This is a genomic window from Mesorhizobium qingshengii (assembly GCF_900103325.1).
GTDB classification, from domain to species: domain Bacteria; phylum Pseudomonadota; class Alphaproteobacteria; order Rhizobiales; family Rhizobiaceae; genus Mesorhizobium; species Mesorhizobium qingshengii.
This window is the reverse complement of record NZ_FMXM01000003.1, coordinates 345,526-364,554: the sequence shown is the minus strand read 5'-3', so window position 1 is coordinate 364,554 and position 19,029 is coordinate 345,526. Positions and strand designations below refer to the sequence as shown.

Here is a 19,029-nt window from a genome sequence, read left to right as displayed (position 1 = left end):
TTCGAGGAAGGGAGGCTCTTCATGCCGCGTCTTTTCACCGCCCTCGAAATACCGCGTGACGCCGCTCTTTCGCTGTCCCTGCTGCGGGGCGGCCTGCCAGGCGCCCGCTGGATCGACGTCGAGAACTACCATCTGACGCTGCGCTTCATCGGCGATGTCCCGGGCCATGTCGCCGACGAGATCGCCAACGCGCTCGACCGCGTTCACCGTCCCTCCTTCCCGCTGACGCTGTCCGGTGTCGGTGCTTTCGGCCAGAAGAAACCGCACGCGGTGTGGGCGGGCGCTTCCGCCTCACCTGATCTGGCGGCACTTCAGGGCGAGATCGAGCGCATCTGCCAGCGGCTCGGCATCCCCGCCGACCCGCGCAAGTTCATGCCGCATGTAACCCTTGCCCGGCTGCGCAATTCGACCCCTCTGGACGTCGCCCAGTACCTGTCGGCGCGCGGCAATTTCTCGACGCTGCCGTTCCGCGTCGGCCGCTTCGTTTTGATGTCGTCGCGCGATTCGGTCGGCGGCGGGCCCTATATCGTCGAGGAGGCCTGGCCGCTCTCGGGCACCGACGCCCGCGCTTCCAGCCGCATAGCCAGCGCCTCCGACGCATCGCGGATCATGCGATAGACGGACCCAAACGCTTCCGCGTCGTCATAGTAGGGATCCGGCACGTCGCGCGCCGTTCCCTGGGCGAATTCCAGGAACAGATGGATGCGGTCGCGCGTGGCTGCCGGCGCCAGCGCCTTCAGGTCTCGGACATTCGCCCGGTCCATGCCGAAAATCAGGTCGAAGCGATGAAAATCCTCTGATGTGACCTTGCGCGCCCGCTGCCCGGAAATGTCGATGCCGTGACGCACCGCAACCGCGATAGAGCGTGGATCAGGGGCAGAGCCGACCTCCCAGCCGCTGGTGGCGGCTGAATCGAGCAGGATGTCTTGGCTCCATCCGCGCTCCGCCCAGACGGCGCGAAACACGCCTTCGGCCAGCGGCGACCGGCAGATATTGCCGAGGCAGACAAACAGAATGGAATTTATGGGCTTCGCGCGCATCGATCCGGCGTTATGGTGTCGACTTCAGAGACTGTCGAAATAGCACGGGAAGCTGACATGGCGAGAGAGAAACTGGGCAGGGAAGCCGCTGAAGCCGCGCTGACCGGGCTCGACGGCTGGGCACTGGCAAAGGACGCGGGCTCCATCAGCCGCACCTTCACCTTCAAGAACTTCTCCGAGGCCTTTGCCTTCATGACCCGTGTCGCGCTTGCCGCGGAAAAGATGGACCATCATCCTGAGTGGTCGAACGTCTACAAGACGGTCGACGTGACGCTCAACACCCATGATGTCGGCGGCCTGAGCGTGCTCGATATCGAGATGGCGAAGAAGATGAACCGCTATTTTGGCGGCTGAATGCCTTCTGGGCGTGCCTGCAATTAAATGGCGGACCTCAAATCGGCGCCGGCACTTGCAGCGGGGTTCGGTTTTCACCACATCTTCCCCCGCGGGCATGCACCAGAACGCGCATAGCCCCCGCAAGGACAGGTTGATGGCGCAAGAATCCGGTTTTGATTTCTTCGGCTTGGGCGACAAGCTCGGCAACGAGAGCGAGGTGCGCGAGAAATTCTGGCGCACGGCGAAGAAGGCCGCGCGGCAGATTCCGTTCATGGAAGAGGTCGTCGCCGCCTATTACTGCGCCATGGACAAGAACACGCCGCTGCGCGCTAAGGGCATATTGCTGGCCGCGCTCGGCTATTTCGTCCTGCCGGTGGACGTCATTCCCGATTTCGTGCTCGGGCTTGGCTTCACCGACGATATCGCCGTGCTGACCGCCGCCATCACCGCCGTCAGCGCCCACATCACGCCGGCGCACCGGCAGGCCGCCAAGGAGGCCATCGCCGACAAGGGCTGAGCGCCTCCACGCCAGCCCGCGCCCTCTGGACATCAGCGCCCAGCGGCCAGGGAAAAAAGTCAAACTCTTGCCGCTTTCGTGGCCTCCAAGTCGCCGAAGGGACATCGCGCCACCCGCTGACAGGGCGGCGGCGCGGGAATGGCGGCGGTTTCCTCGGGTGAGGGTCCTTTTCTCAAAGGAAGTTCACCGTTTGGTAACCCAGATTAAATCAAAATGAAGCGACGGGCAGGACGCCAAGCCGGCCTGCCGCCGCACCATTTGGAATACGGGAAAAACGATGCGCGGATTGATTGCTATAGTTTCGAGCCTGGTCCTGGTGGCCGCGGCAGCGCCGGCACTGGCGCAGTCGGCGACCAAGATCGGCCAGCACAATGCCTGGGGCACCTACAGCTACCAGGCATCGGGCGGCAAGGTCTGCTATGTCCTGACCGTGCCGACCGACAAGCAGCCGCCGACGCTCGACCATGGCGACATGTTCTTCTTCGTCAGCCAGCGGCCCGGCCAGCAGGTGTCCTATGAGCCGCAATTCATTGCCGGCTACAACTTCCAGGAAGGCTCCAAGGCCACCGTCACCATCGACAAGAAGTCCTTCTCGATGTTCACGCGCGGCAAGTCGGCCTGGGTCGAGAACGCCGCCGAGGAGCCGGTGCTGATCGCCGCGATGAAGACCGGCACCGACATGAAGGTGACGGCGAAGTCGGGCCGCGGCAACCCCACCTCCTACGTCTTCTCGCTGAAGGGCATTTCGGCGGCGCTGTCCTCGATCGCCAAGTGCAAATAGGCAAATCATCGTTTGAGGGAGAGGCCGGGCGGCATAGCCCGGCCTTTTGCTTTTTTGGGGCTGCCGGCAGAAGGCAGCGAGGTCTGCTTTGCCGCACCCGGCATGACTCTGCCCTCAACCTATGCTATGCGCCGCGCTTCATATCAGGCACGATGGATGAAATCGGCCGCAAACCGCTTATATCAGTGCAACCATGACCCTTTCATTCGATCTTACCGCCGAAGGCGCCCGTGACGCATTGCGCGCCCGCGCAGCACAGCCCGAGAAGCCGTCGCTGATCGGCCTGACGCGCGCCGAACTCGGCGAGGCTCTCGTCGCTTCCGGCATCGTGCCGGAACGCCAGGCCAAGATGCGCGCCCAGCAGCTCTGGCACTGGATGTATGTGCGCGGCGTTTCCGACTTCGCCGGCATGTTCAACATCTCCAAGGATCTGCGCGCCGAGCTGGACAAGCATTTCACCGTCGCCAGGCCCGAGATCGTCGAGGAACAGATTTCCTCGGACGGCACCCGAAAGTGGCTGTTCCGCTTCCCGCCGCGCGGTGCCGGCCGCCCGGTCGAGATCGAGACCGTCTATATTCCCGAGGAAGGCCGTGGCACGCTCTGCATCTCCTCGCAGGTCGGCTGCACGCTGACCTGCTCCTTCTGCCACACCGGCACGCAGAAGCTGGTCCGCAATCTGACGGCCGAGGAGATCCTCGCCCAGTTGCTCACCGCCCGCGACCGGCTCGGCGACTTCCCCGACCGCGACACGCCGGACGGCGCCATCGTGCCGGCCGAGGGCAGAAAAGTTTCCAACATCGTCATGATGGGCATGGGCGAACCGCTCTACAATTTCGAGGCTGTGAAGAAGGCGCTGCTGATCGCCTCCGACGGCGATGGCCTGTCGCTGTCGAAGCGCCGCATCACCTTGTCGACCTCCGGCGTCGTGCCCGAGATTTTCCGCACCGGCGAGGAGATCGGCGTCATGCTGGCGATCTCGCTGCACGCCACCAATGACGATTTGCGCGACTTGCTTGTGCCGATCAACAAGAAGTATCCGCTCAAGGAACTGATCGCCGCCTGCCGCGCCTATCCCGGCCTGTCGAACGCCAAGCGCATCACCTTCGAATATGTGATGCTGAAGGACGTCAACGATTCCATCGAGGACGCCAAGGGGCTGATCAAGCTGCTCAAGGGCATTCCGGCCAAGATCAACCTGATCCCGTTCAACCCGTGGCCGGGCACCAACTACCAGTGCTCGGACTGGGAGACGATCGAGAAGTTCGCTGACTACATCAACAATGCCGGCTATGCCTCGCCGATCCGCACGCCGCGCGGCCGCGACATCCTCGCCGCCTGCGGCCAGCTCAAGTCGGACTCGGAGCGCATGCGCAAGGTCGACCGGCTGGCGCTGGAAGCCATGATGATCGCGGGGCACGGCGAGGCGTGAGCCGCCTCGTCGCCCGGCTGAAGCGCTTCGCCATCATAGCAGCCGGTTATGTCGCCGCCGTGCTGACCTCGATCCTGGTACCCGTGCTGCTGATCGCTCTTCTGGAAGGTATCGAAGACGGGAACTGGTCCATCATTTTTGCATTCGACTGGCTGGGCTCGTTCCCGCTCGCCGTGTTGACCGTGATGGTAGGCGCGCTGTTGATCGTCGGCCCGGCAATCCTGGTCGCCGAACGGCTGGCGCTTCGAGGATGGTTCTACTTTGCGGCCACGGGTGCGGTCACCTCCACTGCTTTTGGTGTTTCCATCCCGCGCTCGGCCGGAAGTTTTGTTTTCAATCCGGGCTATCTCGGTTTCCTGGCCACGGCCGGCATTGCTGCCGGTTCGGTCTACTGGCTTCTGGCTGGGCGTAAGTCCGGTCATCTCACACGCTGGGATTTGGGATGAGCCGTTTCGTCGCTTACCTCGTCCGTTTCGCCGTCATCCTGTTCGGCTATGCGGTCGCCTCGCTGGCGGCGAGCGCCTTCCTCAACATCCTGTTCCTGGCCTCGCTCGGCTACACGCCGGAGCACGCGCAACCGACGGCAACGGCTTCCCTTTATTTTTCAATTCCCTTCATCGCCCTGTTCGTCGCCTATTTCGCCCTCATGCCGTCGGCGATCGTCATCCTGCTTGCCGAGATCCTCGGCCGGCGCGACTGGCTGTTCTATGCGCTGGCCGGCGCGGTGGTTGCGGCGGTTTTCCTCGGCCTGGTCGACCATGCCGGTGATGCCACCTTCGCGGTCAGGGACACCAGCGCCATCATGGCGGTGATTGGGGGCGGCATGGTCGGCGGCATCTTCTACTGGCTCAGCGCCGGGCGCTGGGCAGGAAGCTGGTGGCAGGACGGAACCGACCAGGATCCCGAAAGGCGGAAAACGGCTTTCGGGAAGGATCCCGGTCAAACAGGACGATAAAGCCTACTTCGCCTGCGCCGTCAGGATCTTGAGCGCGAAGGCGGAGAACACCCCGGCGAAGAGATAGTCGACCACCCGCGTGACGCGCGGGCTGGCCTTCATCGCCGCCGAGAATCTTTCCGCCGCCAGCACCATCGGCACGGTCACCGGGATCGACAGCACGATGAACATCGAGCCGAGGAAAAACAGCTTTCCCGGCGCGTTCGGGTCATGCGCGGAGACGAACTGCGGCAGGAAGGTCATGAAGAACAGGATAATCTTCGGATTGAGCAGATTGACGCCAAGCCCCGCCACCCAGCTGCGCAACAGCGAAATCCGGGGGCCTGTCTTCTTCTCCGGCGAAAAGGCCGAGCCCTTGGTGATCGCCTGCCAGGCCAGGAAGACCAGGTAGCCGGCGCCAAAAATCTTCAGCACGAAGAAGGCCATCGGCGAGGCAACGATCAGCGCCGAGACGCCGACCACCACCAGCGTGGTGTGGATCAGCGTGCCGCACAGGGCACCGGCCATCGAGGCGAAGCCGGTGGCGCGGCCTTGGCTCAGCGTGCGCGAGACGAACAAGGTCATGTCCGGCCCCGGCGTGATCGCCAGGATGACGGTGGCGATGGCGAACTGGACCAGCGTGGTGGTGTCGGGAATGAAGGACATGGGTGGCCCCGGGAGATAAGACACGCAGCCTTTAGAGGATAGGGCCTGTGGTTGCCAGCGGCTGGGTGATTGAAACGCTGATCCAGCCCCCTTGAATCGCCTGTCCGGTCGCCGCCTCGCCACGATCCGCGGCGTTCGTCTCTTGCGGTGACCGGAAACGGCGTGATACCTCGCCCGCCGAGAACTCCTGTCGCGGAACCGCCAAATGTCAAAAGCAAAAGACGTCAAGAAGGTCGTGCTCGCCTATTCCGGCGGCCTCGACACATCCATCATCCTGAAATGGCTGCAGACCGAACTCGGTGCCGAAGTGGTGACCTTCACCGCCGATCTTGGCCAGGGCGGCGAACTTGAGCCGGCGCGCCGCAAGGCCGAGATGATGGGCATCAAGGACATCCGCGTCGTCGACGTGCGCGAGGAATTCGTGTCCGACTTCGTCTTCCCGATGTTCCGCGCCAATGCCGTCTATGAAGGCACCTACCTGCTGGGCACCTCGATCGCGCGGCCTCTCATCTCCAAGCACCTGGTCGAGATCGCCAGGGAAACCGGCGCCGACGCGATCGCCCATGGCGCCACCGGCAAGGGCAACGACCAGGTTCGTTTCGAGCTTTCCGCCTATGCGCTGAACCCCGACATCAAGGTCATCGCGCCGTGGCGCGACTGGTCGTTCAAGTCGCGCACCGACCTGATCAACTTCGCCGAGCAGCACCAGATTCCGGTGCCGAAGGACAAGAAGGGCGACGCGCCATTCTCGGTCGACGCCAATCTGCTGCATTCGTCCTCCGAGGGCAAAGTGCTGGAGGATCCGTGGAGCGAGCCGCCGGAATTCGTCCATCAGCGCACCGTTTCGCCAATGGACGCGCCCGACAAGGTCACCGAGATCGAGATCGAATTCCTCAAGGGCGATCCGATCGCGCTCAACGGCAAGAAGCTGTCGCCGGCAACCATGCTGGCGGCGCTCAACGATCTCGGCCGCGACAATGGCATCGGCCGGCTCGATCTGGTCGAGAACCGTTTCGTCGGCATGAAATCGCGGGGCGTGTATGAGACGCCCGGCGGCACCATCCTGATCGCGGCCCACCGCGCCATCGAATCGATCACGCTCGACCGCGGAGCCGCCCACCTCAAGGACGAGTTCATGCCGCGCTATGCCGAGCTGATCTACAACGGCTTCTGGTTCGCGCCGGAGCGCCTGATGCTGCAGGCGATGATCGACAAGAGCCAGGAAGACGTCGAAGGCACGGTGCGGCTGAAGCTCTACAAGGGCAACGTCATGGTTACCGGCCGCAAGTCTAGGAAGACGCTCTATTCCGATGCGCTGGTCACCTTCGAGGACGACCGGGGCGCCTACGACCAGAAGGACGCCGCCGGCTTCATCCGCCTCAACGCGCTGCGGCTGAGGACGCTTGCCGCGCGCAATCGCAAGGGCTGACACCCGGGGGCTGGAGCGGGCCTGGGTGCGCTCCACCGATCGCATGAGAGCTGAACCGGCCAAGAAACCCGGCGGAGACGCCGGGTTTTTATTTGGAACTTCTAATGTAATGAAAATCAAAACCCCACAAAAAGGTTCCCGTTTGACCTTTTGACAGCATTATTTTAGTTGTCTTACGGGATCGAGGGGTTTTGACAGTGAAAAATGGTATTTCTATTCTGCTTGGCGTGGCCGTCCTTTTGACGGTGTGCCCGCCCTCGCAGGCAAGCGCGAAACGCGAACCGAAGGTGAATCTGGTCGGCTGCGTCGCCGCTGTCCACGCATGGGGCCTCACGCTCAAACACGACATCGCCTCTTTCACGGGCGTCTCGCAAGAGCGCATGCCAGCCCTGTTCTGCCAGCGCATTGCCGAAGGGATACGCAGCGGGCGGATCAGCTACTCCGATTTGAACAAAGTGCAGCTCGACCTACCGACCGAGATATGGCTGGTCATCAAGGGCAAGTCGGAGGCTGCTGCTACGGCCGCGCCGGCGCCGCGGAACTCCAAATTCCGTACCTGCTCAAATGTTATCACCGGCTCCTTCGAGGTTGCCGCTTCCGAGAAATGCCCCTTGGGCGGCAGCTACTCGCAGGCTGCCGGAGTCCCGACGGTGATTGAGGGCAGGCCGAAGGCGGCTCCTCCAACGCCGCGGAACTCCAAGTTCCGTACCTGCTCAAATGTTTTCAGCGGCACCTTCGAGGTTCCCGCTTCCCAGAAATGCCCCTTGGGCGGCGGCTACTAGTAAGCTGCCGGAGTCCCGACGGTGATCGAGGGCAGGCCAAAGGCGGTTCCTCCAACGCCGCGGAACTCCAAGTTCCGTACCTGCAAAGGTTTTGACGGCACCTTCCAGGTTCCCGCTTCCCAGAAATGCCCATTGGGCGGATACGCGCATTATTGAGAGTGATGTGATGAGATCGAACCTGGTCGCTCCAAGTGATTGGGTTTTGACCCTGCTCCATAAACAAAAAGCCCGGCGCATAGCCGGGCTCTTGCTCTTTCTATCGGCAGAAGTTTCTATCAGTCGGCATCGATCGCCGTGGCGATACGGGCGATGGCCTGCTGATAGACGTTCGCGGAGTTCCAGCCGGCAATTGCGCCCATATTCGACTGCGCGCTGGCGCCAGCCCGCCAACCATGACCCTTGAGGAAATTGGCTGTGGAAGCCAGCGCGGTGGCCTTGTCGCGCAGGTTTCCGCTGCCGACCGCATATTTCAAGACATTTCCGGGCAGGAACTGCGTGTGGCCAATCTCGCCATGCATGGCGCCGACAGACGAGGCGGTCAATGCTCCGCGATCGACCAGCTTCAGGGCTGCAATGGCATGCGGGTAGAAGTAGTCCGGGCGGCGGCAATCATAGGCAAGCGTCAAAATGGCAGAAACCGTGTTCTGGTTGCCCATGGACGCGCCGAAGCCTGTCTCCATACCCCAGATGGCGAGCAACACACCCGGCGACACCCCGTAGTTCCGTTCGATCTGGCTGAACAGCGCCGCGTTCGACTTCTTCAGCGAACGGCCCTTGGAAATGATCACGGCCCCGCCACGACGCTTCATGAAATCTTCCACCGAGCCGCTGAAAGCCTTGTGGATGGCGCGGTCGGCTGAGATCGTCCTTGTTGCGTAGGTGGCGCCAGCCAGTGCGGCCAGTCCCCTCGAGCCCACACCTTCGGCCTTGGCCTGCGCGGCGAAATCCTGCTTCCAGGCATCGAAGCCGGCACCGGTCTTGCCACAGCTGCCCGCCGCCTGCGCGCCCGTCGCCAGCGCAAGCACCGCCACCACCGCGGCCACTAAAATCCTACCCTTGGCAAGAAATGCCATGTTGTTCTCCTGGTTGTCTGATTCACGTCCCAGCTGCGAATTTGCCAGCGAAACACGCCCTTGTCACTGCCAAGAAGTCGTCACGTGGTTTCGTCGCGCGCCGCCGCCAGCGAATGGTGAGAACTTGACTACGATCAGGTGTTTAATGTGGCAAGATATGTTGTTCCAGCAACCAGCGGCAAAATAACCTGAGCGCGCCGAGGAACACCGGCAGGTGGCGCACGTTTGAGACCTTTGTCGACCGGGTGCCTGATGAGATCGAGACCTGCATGAAACTCTTCGACTGTCCGCATTGCGGCCATCGTCTATACTTCGAGAACGCCCAGTGCCTGAACTGCGGCAGCCTCGTGCTCTACTATCCGGAGCACGCACGCTTCGCCCTGTCGGGCGTCGACGGCATCTTCCAGTGCACCAATGCCGATGAATGCGCCTGTAACTGGAGGGCCGAGCCGGGACAGGCATTTTGCCGGGCGTGCGTGCTGAACAAGCTGATCCCGGATCTCTCCGTCGACGGCAATCGCCGCCGCTGGATCCGCGTCGAGGCGGCGAAGAAGCGCGCCATCTATTCGCTGCTGGCCTTCGGGCTGCCGGTAGCGCCCAAGCAGAACCCTGCCGACGAGGCAGGCCTAGCCTTCGACTTCCTGGCCGATCCGATTGGCGGCGGTCCGGGCGGCGAGCGCATCCTGACCGGCCACGACAACGGCCTGATCACGCTCAACGTCGCCGAGGCCGATTCGGCCGAGCGTGAAAAACGCCGCGTCGAGATGGGCGAGAACTATCGCACCTTGCTCGGCCACTTTCGCCATGAGCTCGGCCATTATTACTGGGATCGTCTGATCCGCGACGCTCCGGAAAGGCTCGCCGCTTTCCGCGCTCTGTTCGGCGACGATCGTGCCGACTACGAACAGGCGCTGCAGACTTATTACGCCAATGGTGCGCCGCCCGACTGGCAACAGAGCCACATTTCGCCCTATGCCACCTCCCATCCGTGGGAAGACTGGGCGGAGACCTGGGCCCATTATCTGCACATCACCGACACGCTGGAAATGGTCCGAGCGCTGAACTTCCCGCTTGGCCGGCTGGCGACGATGGAGCCAAACGACCTGCCACAGGGCGACACGGGTGGCGAACCGCAGGCGGCGCCATCGGAGCCTTCGGCTGTGGCCGAGTCGTTCGAAAGGATCCTCGCCCGCTGGCTGGTGCTGTCGGAAGCCTCCAACTCCATAAACCGCTGCATGGGCCTGCCCGACCTCTATCCCTTCATTATCTCCGACGTCACGGCGCGGAAACTGGCCTTCGTTCACGAACTTCTGACCCATCTCCCGAAAGAAACCGGAACAAATCGTGAGTTGGCTCGGGCATTTTAGCCGGAACGCATGCGCCACAGCCCCGTTTCGCTGGCGAGGGACCACGAAAATCGGAGAGAAACCATGAAATCCATACTGTCTTCCGCAGTCGCCGGCATGCTCACCGTGATGTCGGGTGCCGCGCTTGCCGACACCGCCGTATCCGCCGTCACCGATCTCAACGTGCGCGCCGGCCCCGGCCCGCAATATCCTGTCATCGGCGTGCTCGCCGCCGGCCAGTCGGCGACGCTCAATGGCTGCATTGAAAACAGCAAATGGTGCACCATCGCCGAAGCCGGCGGTCAGGGCTGGGTCTATTCCGACTATGTGACGGCTGATTTTGGCGGCAGCCGGGTCGTGCTGACGCAACGGCCGCACGGCTCCAGCGTTACAGTCGTTTCACCGCCGGAAGACATAGGCGAAAACTCGAACGACTATACCGGAGCGATCGTCGCCGGCGAGCCGGTCGAGGACGTTTTCCCGCCACCGCCGGCCGAAGTCAGAACCTATGTCGACACCCACCGCCCCGACCCCGTCTATCTCGACGGTGAGGTCGTCACAGGTGCAACCTTGCCCGACACGGTCGAGCTGCGCGAAATTCCAGACTACAACTACCGCTATGTCTATGTGAACGGTCAGCCGGCGCTGATCGATCCGCAGACACGGCGCATCATGTACGTGGTGCGCTGACTGCTCAAGCGGCCGCCGCGACAGCGGCGGCCGCTTGCGACACGGGTGTCGATCCACGCTGCTTCGCCTGACGGCGCGGCCGCGGCGCATAATCCTTTGCGAAAACGATTCCGATTTTCGGGACCATCAGCTAGATCAACAGGTGATGGATTCAGCAAAGGAGCCAGCGTGACACCAGACCCTGCCGCCTTCGAACGCTACCGGCGTTCGCCAAACCACAAGACGACCTTGCCGCGCCTTTTCCTGGGAACAGCGATCGTCATCCTGTTCTGGGCCGCAACGACGGTGGCCGTGCTGTTCGCCGCCGCCTATGTCTTCTTCACCTGGCAGGCATCGGCGGCGCCACCCTCTGGCATGCAGGGGTTCCTTGCCTCGCCCATGGGCATCCTCACCGCGCTCGCCTCTTTTGCGGGCATCTGGATCGGCCTGTGGATTGCCATGCGCTGGGTCCACGGCGAGCCGCTGTCGGCCCTCTTCGGCGTCGGCCGTCGCGTGTCGCGGTCGGGCTTCCTCAAGGGGCTGGTGGCGGTGCTGATCACCTCGCTTGTGTCCGAAATCCTGCTCTACCTGCTGCAGCCCGAGATCGCGCGCGGCGCGATCAGCCTGTCGTCCTGGCTGCTGTTCCTGGTCCCGATCGTTGCGCTGACCTTGTTGCAAACGTCGTCGGAAGAGATGCTGTTTCGCGGCTACCTGCTGCGCGGCCTGGCCAATCGGTTCAAGAGCCCGGTCATCTGGGCGCTGCTGCCTGGCCTGCTGTTCACCTCGCTGCATTGGAGCCCGAGCTCGACGGTTGCCATCAATGCCTGCGTCCTGGCCTCCATCGCCGCTTTCGCACTGCTGTTGACGCTCGTGGTCCATGCCACCGGCAATCTCGGCGCGACCTTCGGCGCCCATCTTGGCAACAATCTGACCGGCTTTCTGCTGATCTCGCATCAGGAGAGCTACAATTCCTTCGCCTTGTTCAACGCCAGGCCGCTCGAGGGGCCGGGCTGGACGACGTCGGACGCGGTTCTGATCGCCTTTATCGGCATTGCCTGCAGCCTGCTGACGATTGCGTTGCTTCTGCATCCACGCTCGCCACTCAGGGTTGCCGCCGAGCTTCCGGACCGGACGAGCGCGGCCTGAATGCGGCTCGCAAAGCGACGCGGCTCGGCGGTAGCGTCTCGGTTTGAAACCTGCGAAACTGCCTAATTTCTTGCCCGAGCTGTGCAAGCGCCTATATGTTTAGTGGAAAACATAGGAAGCGTCATGATTGCCAAGTACACAACCGCCGAAGGTATGGCCCGAACTGTGGGTGTCGATCCGAACACGTTCCGCGAAGCGTTGCGCAATGCAAAGCACCCTCGCAAACGCAACACCGATTGGGAAGTGAAGATTGACAGCCCGTCATATTCGGGAATGCGCACCGTACTGGCGAGTCTCCTGCGGCGGAAGGCGGCCTGACGCCCCACCGGGCCTGAAGGCCAGAAGCGCCCCGCCAAAGTCCGCATGTTCGGCGTGCCGTACGTCCAAATTCCAAACTGAGACACTGCCGGGTCGGCCTTGTGTCGGCCTTGTCTTGACTCCGCGGCCGATTTCCTGTCTACACGCCCCGAATTCCGCGACGAGTATCCCTCCGAGCAAGCCGACCAGGACGCCGAAACCTCTTCGAGGTGAAGTGCTGTAAATCGATCCTGGAGGCCAACACCCGGCAGCGCTGAGCGCCCCCGGGTGCTTTTTGGTTTTGGGCTTTGCTTGGATGATCGGCGCGAACGCATTACCTCTCGGATCGAACCCGAACCGAGATTGAAGGACGATCGATGTTTGAATCGCTTCAGGAGCGCCTTGGCTCCATTCTGAACGGCCTGACCGGCCGCGGCGCGCTGTCGGAGGCTGATGTCTCGGCGGCATTGCGCGAGGTGCGCCGTGCCCTGCTCGAAGCCGACGTGGCGCTGGAAGTGGTGCGCTCGTTCACCGACAAGGTGCGCGAGAAGGCCGTCGGCGCCGCCGTGGTCAAGTCGATCAAGCCCGGCCAGATGGTCGTCAAGATCGTCCATGACGAGCTGGTCGAGATGCTGGGCGCCGAGGGCGTCGCCATCGACCTCAATGCGCCGGCTCCGGTCGTCATCATGATGGTCGGCCTGCAGGGCTCCGGCAAGACGACGACTTCGGCCAAGATCGCCAAGCGCCTTTCCGAGCGTCAGAACAAGAAGGTCCTGATGGCCTCGCTCGACACGCGGCGGCCGGCGGCGCAGGAGCAGCTGCGCCAGCTCGGCGAGCAGGTCAAGGTTGCCACGCTGCCGATCATCGACGGCCAGTCGCCGGTCGACATCGCGCGGCGCGCCGTGCAGGCGGCCAAGCTCGGTGGCCACGATGTGGTCATCCTCGACACCGCCGGCCGCACCCACATCGACGAGCCGCTGATGGTCGAAATGGCTGACATCAAGAAGGTGTCGAGCCCACACGAAATCCTGCTGGTCGCCGATTCGCTGACCGGCCAGGACGCCGTCAACCTCGCGAAAAGCTTCGACGAGCGCGTCGGCATCACCGGCCTCGTGCTGACCCGCATGGACGGCGACGGCCGCGGCGGCGCCGCGCTTTCCATGCGCGCCGTCACCGGCAAGCCGATCAAGCTGATCGGCACCGGCGAGAAGATGGACGGGCTGGAGGAATTCCATCCCAAGCGCATCGCCGACCGTATCCTCGGCATGGGCGACATCGTCAGCCTGGTCGAAAAGGCCGCCGAGAACATCGACGCCGAGCAGGCGGCGGCGATGGCCAGGAAGATGCAGTCGGGCAAATTCGACCTCAACGACCTCGCCCAGCAGCTTCAACAGATGTCGAAGATGGGCGGCATGGGCGGCATCATGGGCATGATGCCCGGCATGGGCAAGATGAAGGACCAGATGGCCGCCGCCGGCCTCGACGACAAGATGTTCGGTCGCCAGCTCGCCATCATCTCGTCGATGACCAAGGCCGAGCGCGCCAATCCCGATATCCTCAAGCATTCGCGCAAGAAGCGCATCGCCGCCGGCTCCGGCACCGACGCGGCCGAGATCAACAAGCTGCTCAAGATGCATCGCGGCATGGCCGACATGATGAAGGCGATGGGCGGCAAGGGCAAAGGCGGCGGCCTCATGCGCGGCATGATGGGCGGCCTCGCCTCGAAAATGGGCCTCGGCGGCATGATGCCAGGCGGCGGCCCCGGGGGCATGATGGGCGGCGGCATGCCCGACCTGTCGAAGATGGACCCCAAGCAGCTCGAAGCCTTGCAGAAGCAGGCGCAGGCGGCCGGCCTCGGCGGCATGAAGGGCCTGCCCGGTGGTCTTCCCGGCGGCGGTGGCCTGCCCGGCCTGCCCGGCGGCATGAAGCTTCCCGGCCTGCCCGGTCTCGGCGGCGGCCTGCCCGGCCTTGGCAAGAAGAAGTGAGGACGCCATGAACGAAGAAAAAGACATGGCCGACGCACGCACCGTCCTGGCCGACTATCGCGCCTCGATCGACAACATCGACGCGGCACTCATCCACATGCTGGCCGAGCGCTTCCGCTGCACCAAGGCGGTTGGCGTGCTGAAGGCGACGCATGGGCTGCCGCCGGCCGATCCGGCGCGCGAGCAGCAGCAGATCGCCCGTCTTCGCCAGCTGGCGAAGGACGCCCATCTCGACCCGGATTTCGCGGAAAAATTCCTCAACTTCGTCGTCCGCGAAGTGATCCGCCACCATGAACAGATCGCCGCTACCAACGGCGTGACGAAAGCCGGCTGACCGGTGCATGTCGCCCAAAAGTGCTCAGCGGTTTTGGGATAACGACATGCACAAACAAAAAATTCAGCCACCAACCGACTAACGAATTAGAGCTTTTAGGAGAAAAGAAATGGCACTGAAGATCCGACTGGCCCGCGCGGGCTCGAAGAAGCGTCCCTACTACCACGTCGTCGTCGCCGACGCTCGTTCGCCCCGCGACGGCCGTTTCATCGAGTCGCTCGGCTCGTGGAACCCGCTGCTGCCCAAGGACGGCGAGCGCGTCAAGGTCGACGCCGACCGCGTCAAGCATTGGCTGTCGCACGGCGCCCAGCCGACCGACCGCGTGCTGCGCTTCCTCGACGAGGCCGGCATCGCCAAGCGCGACGCTCGCTCCAACCCGAAGAAGGCCGAGCCGGGCAAGAAGGCCCAGGAACGCGCCGCGCTTCTGAAGAAGGCGCAGGAAGACGCAGCGGCCGCCGTCGCGGCCGCTACCGCCGCACCGGCCGAGGCCGAAGCCGCCACCGCCGAATAAATATTCTTTATCGCATCCGGGAAAACGGCGGGCTATGCCCGCCGTTTTGCTGTTTGGACTTCAGGTGTCGTGCACTACGCGATCAATAGCCGCTCGGGCAGCGGTCGACATAGACCCGCCCATAGCGGTCGCGGTACCGGCACTGGCCGCTTTCGCTGGCATGACCGATCAGGGCGCCTGCCACGGCACCGACCGCGCCCCCAACGATAGCGCCTTGGACAGGATCTCCGGCCACGGCCGCGCCGATTGCCGCACCACCCAGTCCGCCCACAGCCGCGCCTTTTTCCGTTTGCGAGCAAGCGCCCAGCGCCGTCGCCAACAGCAAAATGGTAATAATTTTCTTCATTTTCGTTCCTCTCACAGGGGATCGCTATCGCTCCGCCAAGTGCTTAACTCCCAGACGGCTAATTTGATCCCGAGGAGGATGAAGATCGCGACGCCGCCCGCTCAAGGAAGCTTGGGCAAGCAGCAACGTCCCGCGCGGGTCATGCCTCGGTGGCGCGCTTCAGATTGGCGAGCCCGACCTCGAAATCCTTGCCGATCAGCGTGTCGAAGTTCATGAACAGGCCCATCAGCTTGGCGATGAACGGCCGGCTGCCGCGCATCGCCCAGGTGACGGTGGTGCTGTCGCCAGACGGCGTCAAGGAGAAGTCGACGGTGTTGTTGGCCCTGAACGGCTTTTCGAATTCGAGCTTGAGCGACACCAGCGAGGACGGCACCGAATTGACGATCTCCATGCGTCCCTTGCCGGCCTTGCCATTGCTTTCCCAGGCATAGGCGGCGCCCCTGCCGCTTGCGGCGCCGGAGAGCGTGCGCTTCATGTTCGGGTCGAGCTTTTCGTAGGGCGACCATGTCGGCCAGCGTCTGAAATCATTGATCAGCGGAAAGATCGAGTCGGCAGACGCCTTGATGCTGACGGAACGGCTGACGATGAAATCATTGGGCCGCGTCGCGGCATAAATCAGCACGACGGCGATGAGGACGATCAGGATGACAAGGATGGTGCCGAGCATGTTTCTCTCCTTCGCGCTTATCGGCTGAACGGGATCAGCGCGCGCAGCCCGGGGTCGCGCAGGAACAGGCCACCCCACAGCATGACACCGAGATAGACGCCGAACAGCGTGTGCGAGAACAGCGGGTTGCCTACCCGCGCATTGGTGGCGATGGCGCCGCCCATATAGGCGGTGAGCAGGATGGCGCCGAGCACCGATGTGCGCGGCAATGCGTAGAGCGCCGTCGAGATCAGGCCGATGATGCCAAGCATCCGCGCGACGTTCGCATCGGTCGGCCAGCCCAGCGGCACCATGGTCTGGGTGACGATGTCGAGCGGCGGCAACTTGATGGCGCCATCGAAGATCATGAACAGCACGATGATGCCGCTCAGCGCGCGGCCGGTCCACAGGGCGCCCGACGAGACGGGCGCGGCTTCTGAAATGCTCATGGTGTTCCCTCCTGATGTTCGATCCCTCTTTGCCAGGGTCGAACCAAGGACGTGACATGAGGCGAGGATCCGACATGGTGCGGATTCTTTTTGGGACGCTAATGCCACTAGGTTGATCGCGCAGGGGGCAAACCATCCCTTCGTCATCCCAGGGCGTAGCGACGTGACGCGACATCGCGGAAACCCTGGGATGACGAAGAGAGGCGCGTCGAGTGCCTACGAAAAGTAAAACTTCTCCGCCGGCAGCATTTTCGGCGGCGGCTCGCCCAACGCCTCGAACACCGAGATTTCGCAGACGCGGCACAGGCCGTCGAGGGCGAGGTCGTTGGCCTCGGTGCCGAACGGATCCTCGAGCTCTTCCGAAAGCGCGTCGAGGCCGAAGAAGGTGTAGGCGATCAGCGCGGTGAACAGCGGCGTTGCCCAGCCGGCGCCGGACACCAGCCCGAAGGGCAAGAGCAGGCAGAAGACATAGGCGGTGCGCTGCAGAAGCAAGGTGTAGGCGAACGGCAAGGGTGTTCCCATGATGCGCTCGCATCCCGCCTGCGCAGCCGCGATTTCCGACAGGCGCTCGTCGAGGATGCGGTAGCCGATCGTATCGATCGCGCCGGCCTTGCGCAGCGCCGCGATGCGGCGGCCCATGCCGCGCACCATCGCGTCCGGCGCGTTGGCCGCCCTGGCGACGATCTCGGTTTCGTCGCCGATGAAAGCGCGGGCCTGCGGCGCTGCGTCGACCCGCCTCAGCAGGCCACGCAGGAAGTGGCAGAAGGCGATCGCTTCCATCAGCAGGCCGCGCAGTTCGGTCCGGTCGTCAACGAGCCCGGCGGAGGCGCGCGCCAGGTTGCGGATGTCGAAGACAAGCTGGCCCCACAGTTTGCGCGCTTCCCACCAGCGGTCGTAGGCGGCGTTGTTGCGGAAGCCGAGATAGATCGACAGCGCCACGCCGAGCAGCGCGAAGGGCGCGGTGCCGGCATTGCCGAAGTCGAGCTTCAGCGCCCGCACAACCACCACCACCAGCGCGCCATAGGCGGCGAAACCAAAAATCTGCGGCAGGATGCGCGGCACCACCGAGCCGCGCATGATGAAGAACAGGTGCAGAAGGCGTGGGCGCGGGCGGACGATCATCAAAGGCCTTTCGCGGACCGGCGCTGGTCCTCAGCTCCTCTATTGTGCGACACGACAGATCCGCAAGCCCAGCCGCCAGCGACATCGCTATGTCGTCCGTCCAACGCGCACTGGCGCGGACTATCCGCATTCGTCAGTCGCGGATATTGAGGAACACGCGGGCAGCGAGCCCGCATCAGGCGAGAGACGACGAATGACCGGCGAGACCGATCTGAAGACCCTGTTGGCGTCGATGACGCCGGAATTGCTCGCCGGCACCTATGTCTTCGTCACGCTGCCGCCCGGCGTCCCTCAGCCGGAAGGCGTTGAGCCGGTGATGGTGTTTCGCGAGCGCGAGGGAACGACGCTGATCGTCACCGAGGGCGCGGCCAGCGCTGCGGGGCTGGCCGCTTCGTTCCGCTGCCGCATGATCACGCTGAACATCCATTCGTCGCTGGAAGCCGTCGGCTTCCTCGCCGCTATCACCACGCGGCTGGCCGCCGCCGGCATGGCCGTCAATCCGGTCTCGGCTTTCTACCACGACCATCTCTTCGTCCCCGCCGAGCGGGCGGAGGAAGCGATGGAGCTGCTGCGCCAGCTGGCTAGGGACAGCGCCGGCTGATCAGCGCCCGCGGACGTAGAGGATGTCCGGCAGACCTTCCTCGTTGCTGGTTCCATCGCCGAAACTCACGGCAACGAACCCATGCCGCTCGTAGAAGCGTCGGGCGCCGGTGTTGGGCTGGAAGCAATGCAGTTTAACCACCGGCAGGGCAGTGGTCGCGTCCATCAGCAACCGGCTGCCGATGCCTCGCCGGGTCCAGGCTGGATCGAGATAGAGCTGCTCCACCCAATCACCGCTGACGGCGATGAAGCCGACAATCTCCTTGCCGGCCTCGGCGACCGTGACCTGCTGCCGTGGCAGCACGACATCGTGGATGAAGGCAAAGTCCTCGGCCGGCGTATGCACGACCGGCATCCAGTCGAACGAGCCAAGCGCTGCCCGCATGATCTTCGCGACGGCGCCTGCGTCGAAGCCGATCGCCGGGCGCAATGCAACTTTAGCTCTATCGCTCACAATTGATCACCAATCGGCCAAAGGCCGAGCCCGCGACCGCGGACCGCCGGTCGTCCGGCGCCCTCGCGGAGGGCCAGCCGCGCAAGCGGCGATACGGCCCGTGAGCGAAAACTGAATCGGCCGAAGGCCGAGCCCCG

25 protein-coding genes are annotated in these 19,029 nt (G+C 63.5%); 17 read left to right on the top strand and 8 right to left on the bottom strand.

Going from position 1 to position 19,029, the window contains the following annotated elements; translation table 11 throughout:
- The first annotated feature begins 21 nt into the window (after window positions 1–21).
- Window positions 22–618 (top strand): RNA 2',3'-cyclic phosphodiesterase, encoded by a 597-nt coding sequence (thpR, locus tag BLS48_RS05515; RefSeq protein ID WP_091575983.1) that lies wholly within the window; start codon window positions 22–24, stop codon window positions 616–618.
- Here thpR and BLS48_RS05510 read toward each other — a convergent pair.
- Window positions 522–1,040: a low molecular weight protein-tyrosine-phosphatase gene (locus tag BLS48_RS05510; RefSeq protein ID WP_091575982.1), complete on the bottom strand. Its 519-nt coding sequence runs from the start codon at window positions 1,038–1,040 to the stop codon at window positions 522–524. The genes thpR and BLS48_RS05510 overlap by 97 nt on opposite strands.
- Before the next feature lie 57 nt (window positions 1,041–1,097).
- On the opposite strand from BLS48_RS05510, the gene BLS48_RS05505 reads away from it, so the two are divergent.
- From BLS48_RS05505 to BLS48_RS05480, 6 genes are all read left to right on the top strand, one after another.
- Window positions 1,098–1,394, top strand: coding sequence for a 4a-hydroxytetrahydrobiopterin dehydratase (locus BLS48_RS05505; RefSeq protein WP_091575981.1), 297 nt, complete (start codon window positions 1,098–1,100; stop codon window positions 1,392–1,394).
- Window positions 1,395–1,530: 136 nt separating this feature from the next.
- A complete protein-coding gene (locus BLS48_RS05500; RefSeq protein WP_091576225.1) occupies window positions 1,531–1,893 on the top strand; it encodes a YkvA family protein in 363 nt (120 codons plus the stop codon).
- Between the two features lie 277 nt (window positions 1,894–2,170).
- Window positions 2,171–2,674 (top strand): invasion associated locus B family protein, encoded by a 504-nt coding sequence (locus BLS48_RS05495; RefSeq protein WP_091575980.1) that lies wholly within the window; start codon window positions 2,171–2,173, stop codon window positions 2,672–2,674.
- Between the two features lie 193 nt (window positions 2,675–2,867).
- On the top strand, window positions 2,868–4,103 hold the full coding sequence (gene rlmN / locus BLS48_RS05490) for a dual-specificity RNA methyltransferase RlmN (protein WP_091575979.1): 1,236 nt from the start codon (window positions 2,868–2,870) through the stop codon (window positions 4,101–4,103).
- Complete coding sequence (locus tag BLS48_RS05485; protein ID WP_091575978.1) at window positions 4,100–4,549, top strand: hypothetical protein; 450 nt, start codon at window positions 4,100–4,102, stop codon at window positions 4,547–4,549. The genes rlmN and BLS48_RS05485 overlap by 4 nt, the downstream gene beginning before the upstream one ends.
- Window positions 4,546–5,058: a hypothetical protein gene (locus BLS48_RS05480; protein ID WP_244529518.1), complete on the top strand. Its 513-nt coding sequence runs from the start codon at window positions 4,546–4,548 to the stop codon at window positions 5,056–5,058. The genes BLS48_RS05485 and BLS48_RS05480 overlap by 4 nt, the downstream gene beginning before the upstream one ends.
- Before the next feature lie 3 nt (window positions 5,059–5,061).
- Here BLS48_RS05480 and BLS48_RS05475 read toward each other — a convergent pair whose 3' ends face one another.
- Window positions 5,062–5,703 carry a LysE family translocator gene (locus tag BLS48_RS05475; protein WP_091575977.1) on the bottom strand — a complete coding sequence of 214 codons (642 nt, stop codon included), beginning with the start codon at window positions 5,701–5,703 and terminating at the stop codon, window positions 5,062–5,064.
- A gap of 205 nt (window positions 5,704–5,908) precedes the next feature.
- Here BLS48_RS05475 and BLS48_RS05470 point away from each other — a divergent pair, with 205 nt between their 5' ends.
- Together BLS48_RS05470 and BLS48_RS05465 are read left to right on the top strand one after the other, a co-directional pair.
- Complete coding sequence (locus tag BLS48_RS05470) at window positions 5,909–7,132, top strand: argininosuccinate synthase (RefSeq protein ID WP_091575976.1); 1,224 nt, start codon at window positions 5,909–5,911, stop codon at window positions 7,130–7,132.
- 197 nt (window positions 7,133–7,329) lie between these two features.
- Entirely contained in the window at window positions 7,330–7,914 is a 585-nt protein-coding gene (locus tag BLS48_RS05465; protein WP_208604585.1) for a hypothetical protein, read from the top strand.
- A gap of 275 nt (window positions 7,915–8,189) precedes the next feature.
- On the opposite strand, the gene BLS48_RS05460 is transcribed toward BLS48_RS05465, so the two are convergent.
- Entirely contained in the window at window positions 8,190–8,987 is a 798-nt protein-coding gene (locus BLS48_RS05460; protein ID WP_091575975.1) for a lytic murein transglycosylase, read from the bottom strand.
- 269 nt (window positions 8,988–9,256) lie between these two features.
- Here BLS48_RS05460 and BLS48_RS05455 point away from each other — a divergent pair, with 269 nt between their 5' ends.
- The 7 genes from BLS48_RS05455 to rpsP all read left to right on the top strand — a co-directional run bounded on the left by BLS48_RS05455 (window position 9,257) and on the right by rpsP (window position 15,275).
- Window positions 9,257–10,354 carry a zinc-binding metallopeptidase family protein gene (locus tag BLS48_RS05455; protein ID WP_091575974.1) on the top strand — a complete coding sequence of 366 codons (1,098 nt, stop codon included), beginning with the start codon at window positions 9,257–9,259 and terminating at the stop codon, window positions 10,352–10,354.
- A 63-nt stretch (window positions 10,355–10,417) separates the two neighbouring features.
- Window positions 10,418–11,023, top strand: coding sequence for a DUF1236 domain-containing protein (locus BLS48_RS05450; RefSeq protein WP_091575973.1), 606 nt, complete (start codon window positions 10,418–10,420; stop codon window positions 11,021–11,023).
- Window positions 11,024–11,191: 168 nt separating this feature from the next.
- Window positions 11,192–12,148: a CPBP family intramembrane glutamic endopeptidase gene (locus BLS48_RS05445; RefSeq protein WP_091575972.1), complete on the top strand. Its 957-nt coding sequence runs from the start codon at window positions 11,192–11,194 to the stop codon at window positions 12,146–12,148.
- A 123-nt stretch (window positions 12,149–12,271) separates the two neighbouring features.
- The gene (locus BLS48_RS05440) at window positions 12,272–12,466 is read left to right on the top strand and encodes a hypothetical protein (protein WP_143019393.1); all 195 of its coding nucleotides are present in this window, start codon (window positions 12,272–12,274) and stop codon (window positions 12,464–12,466) included.
- 356 nt (window positions 12,467–12,822) lie between these two features.
- Window positions 12,823–14,430 carry a signal recognition particle protein gene (ffh, locus tag BLS48_RS05435; protein WP_091575970.1) on the top strand — a complete coding sequence of 536 codons (1,608 nt, stop codon included), beginning with the start codon at window positions 12,823–12,825 and terminating at the stop codon, window positions 14,428–14,430.
- Between the two features lie 7 nt (window positions 14,431–14,437).
- Window positions 14,438–14,764 carry a chorismate mutase gene (locus BLS48_RS05430; RefSeq protein ID WP_091575969.1) on the top strand — a complete coding sequence of 109 codons (327 nt, stop codon included), beginning with the start codon at window positions 14,438–14,440 and terminating at the stop codon, window positions 14,762–14,764.
- A gap of 109 nt (window positions 14,765–14,873) precedes the next feature.
- Window positions 14,874–15,275, top strand: a complete 402-nt coding sequence (rpsP, locus tag BLS48_RS05425) for a 30S ribosomal protein S16 (protein WP_091575968.1) — start codon at window positions 14,874–14,876, stop codon at window positions 15,273–15,275.
- Window positions 15,276–15,357: 82 nt separating this feature from the next.
- Here the strand turns inward: rpsP and BLS48_RS05420 are convergent, their stop codons facing one another.
- From BLS48_RS05420 to BLS48_RS05405, 4 genes are all read right to left on the bottom strand, one after another.
- On the bottom strand, window positions 15,358–15,621 hold the full coding sequence (locus tag BLS48_RS05420) for a YMGG-like glycine zipper-containing protein (protein WP_091575967.1): 264 nt from the start codon (window positions 15,619–15,621) through the stop codon (window positions 15,358–15,360).
- A gap of 139 nt (window positions 15,622–15,760) precedes the next feature.
- Window positions 15,761–16,288 (bottom strand): SRPBCC family protein, encoded by a 528-nt coding sequence (locus tag BLS48_RS05415; RefSeq protein ID WP_091575966.1) that lies wholly within the window; start codon window positions 16,286–16,288, stop codon window positions 15,761–15,763.
- A gap of 17 nt (window positions 16,289–16,305) precedes the next feature.
- Window positions 16,306–16,716: a DoxX family protein gene (locus tag BLS48_RS05410; protein ID WP_091575965.1), complete on the bottom strand. Its 411-nt coding sequence runs from the start codon at window positions 16,714–16,716 to the stop codon at window positions 16,306–16,308.
- A 216-nt stretch (window positions 16,717–16,932) separates the two neighbouring features.
- On the bottom strand, window positions 16,933–17,838 hold the full coding sequence (locus BLS48_RS05405; protein WP_091575964.1) for a bestrophin family protein: 906 nt from the start codon (window positions 17,836–17,838) through the stop codon (window positions 16,933–16,935).
- Window positions 17,839–18,031: 193 nt separating this feature from the next.
- Between BLS48_RS05405 and BLS48_RS05400 the strand changes: the two genes are divergently transcribed.
- The gene (locus tag BLS48_RS05400; protein ID WP_091575963.1) at window positions 18,032–18,439 is read left to right on the top strand and encodes an ACT domain-containing protein; all 408 of its coding nucleotides are present in this window, start codon (window positions 18,032–18,034) and stop codon (window positions 18,437–18,439) included.
- Here BLS48_RS05400 and BLS48_RS05395 read toward each other — a convergent pair whose 3' ends face one another.
- On the bottom strand, window positions 18,440–18,892 hold the full coding sequence (locus BLS48_RS05395) for a GNAT family N-acetyltransferase (RefSeq protein ID WP_244529517.1): 453 nt from the start codon (window positions 18,890–18,892) through the stop codon (window positions 18,440–18,442). It abuts the gene before it with no gap.
- Window positions 18,893–19,029 lie beyond the last annotated feature (137 nt).

Coding starts and splice junctions, on each gene's coding strand:
- thpR (WP_091575983.1), top strand. CDS start 22: ATGCCGCGTCTTTTCACCGCCCTCGAAATACCGCGTGACGCCGCTCTT.
- BLS48_RS05510 (WP_091575982.1), bottom strand. CDS start 1,040: ATGCGCGCGAAGCCCATAAATTCCATTCTGTTTGTCTGCCTCGGCAAT.
- BLS48_RS05505 (WP_091575981.1), top strand. CDS start 1,098: ATGGCGAGAGAGAAACTGGGCAGGGAAGCCGCTGAAGCCGCGCTGACC.
- BLS48_RS05500 (WP_091576225.1), top strand. CDS start 1,531: ATGGCGCAAGAATCCGGTTTTGATTTCTTCGGCTTGGGCGACAAGCTC.
- BLS48_RS05495 (WP_091575980.1), top strand. CDS start 2,171: ATGCGCGGATTGATTGCTATAGTTTCGAGCCTGGTCCTGGTGGCCGCG.
- rlmN (WP_091575979.1), top strand. CDS start 2,868: ATGACCCTTTCATTCGATCTTACCGCCGAAGGCGCCCGTGACGCATTG.
- BLS48_RS05480 (WP_244529518.1), top strand. CDS start 4,546: ATGAGCCGTTTCGTCGCTTACCTCGTCCGTTTCGCCGTCATCCTGTTC.
- BLS48_RS05475 (WP_091575977.1), bottom strand. CDS start 5,703: ATGTCCTTCATTCCCGACACCACCACGCTGGTCCAGTTCGCCATCGCC.
- BLS48_RS05470 (WP_091575976.1), top strand. CDS start 5,909: ATGTCAAAAGCAAAAGACGTCAAGAAGGTCGTGCTCGCCTATTCCGGC.
- BLS48_RS05460 (WP_091575975.1), bottom strand. CDS start 8,987: ATGGCATTTCTTGCCAAGGGTAGGATTTTAGTGGCCGCGGTGGTGGCG.
- BLS48_RS05455 (WP_091575974.1), top strand. CDS start 9,257: ATGAAACTCTTCGACTGTCCGCATTGCGGCCATCGTCTATACTTCGAG.
- BLS48_RS05450 (WP_091575973.1), top strand. CDS start 10,418: ATGAAATCCATACTGTCTTCCGCAGTCGCCGGCATGCTCACCGTGATG.
- BLS48_RS05440 (WP_143019393.1), top strand. CDS start 12,272: ATGATTGCCAAGTACACAACCGCCGAAGGTATGGCCCGAACTGTGGGT.
- ffh (WP_091575970.1), top strand. CDS start 12,823: ATGTTTGAATCGCTTCAGGAGCGCCTTGGCTCCATTCTGAACGGCCTG.
- BLS48_RS05430 (WP_091575969.1), top strand. CDS start 14,438: ATGAACGAAGAAAAAGACATGGCCGACGCACGCACCGTCCTGGCCGAC.
- rpsP (WP_091575968.1), top strand. CDS start 14,874: ATGGCACTGAAGATCCGACTGGCCCGCGCGGGCTCGAAGAAGCGTCCC.
- BLS48_RS05420 (WP_091575967.1), bottom strand. CDS start 15,621: ATGAAGAAAATTATTACCATTTTGCTGTTGGCGACGGCGCTGGGCGCT.
- BLS48_RS05415 (WP_091575966.1), bottom strand. CDS start 16,288: ATGCTCGGCACCATCCTTGTCATCCTGATCGTCCTCATCGCCGTCGTG.
- BLS48_RS05410 (WP_091575965.1), bottom strand. CDS start 16,716: ATGAGCATTTCAGAAGCCGCGCCCGTCTCGTCGGGCGCCCTGTGGACC.
- BLS48_RS05405 (WP_091575964.1), bottom strand. CDS start 17,838: ATGATCGTCCGCCCGCGCCCACGCCTTCTGCACCTGTTCTTCATCATG.
- BLS48_RS05400 (WP_091575963.1), top strand. CDS start 18,032: ATGACCGGCGAGACCGATCTGAAGACCCTGTTGGCGTCGATGACGCCG.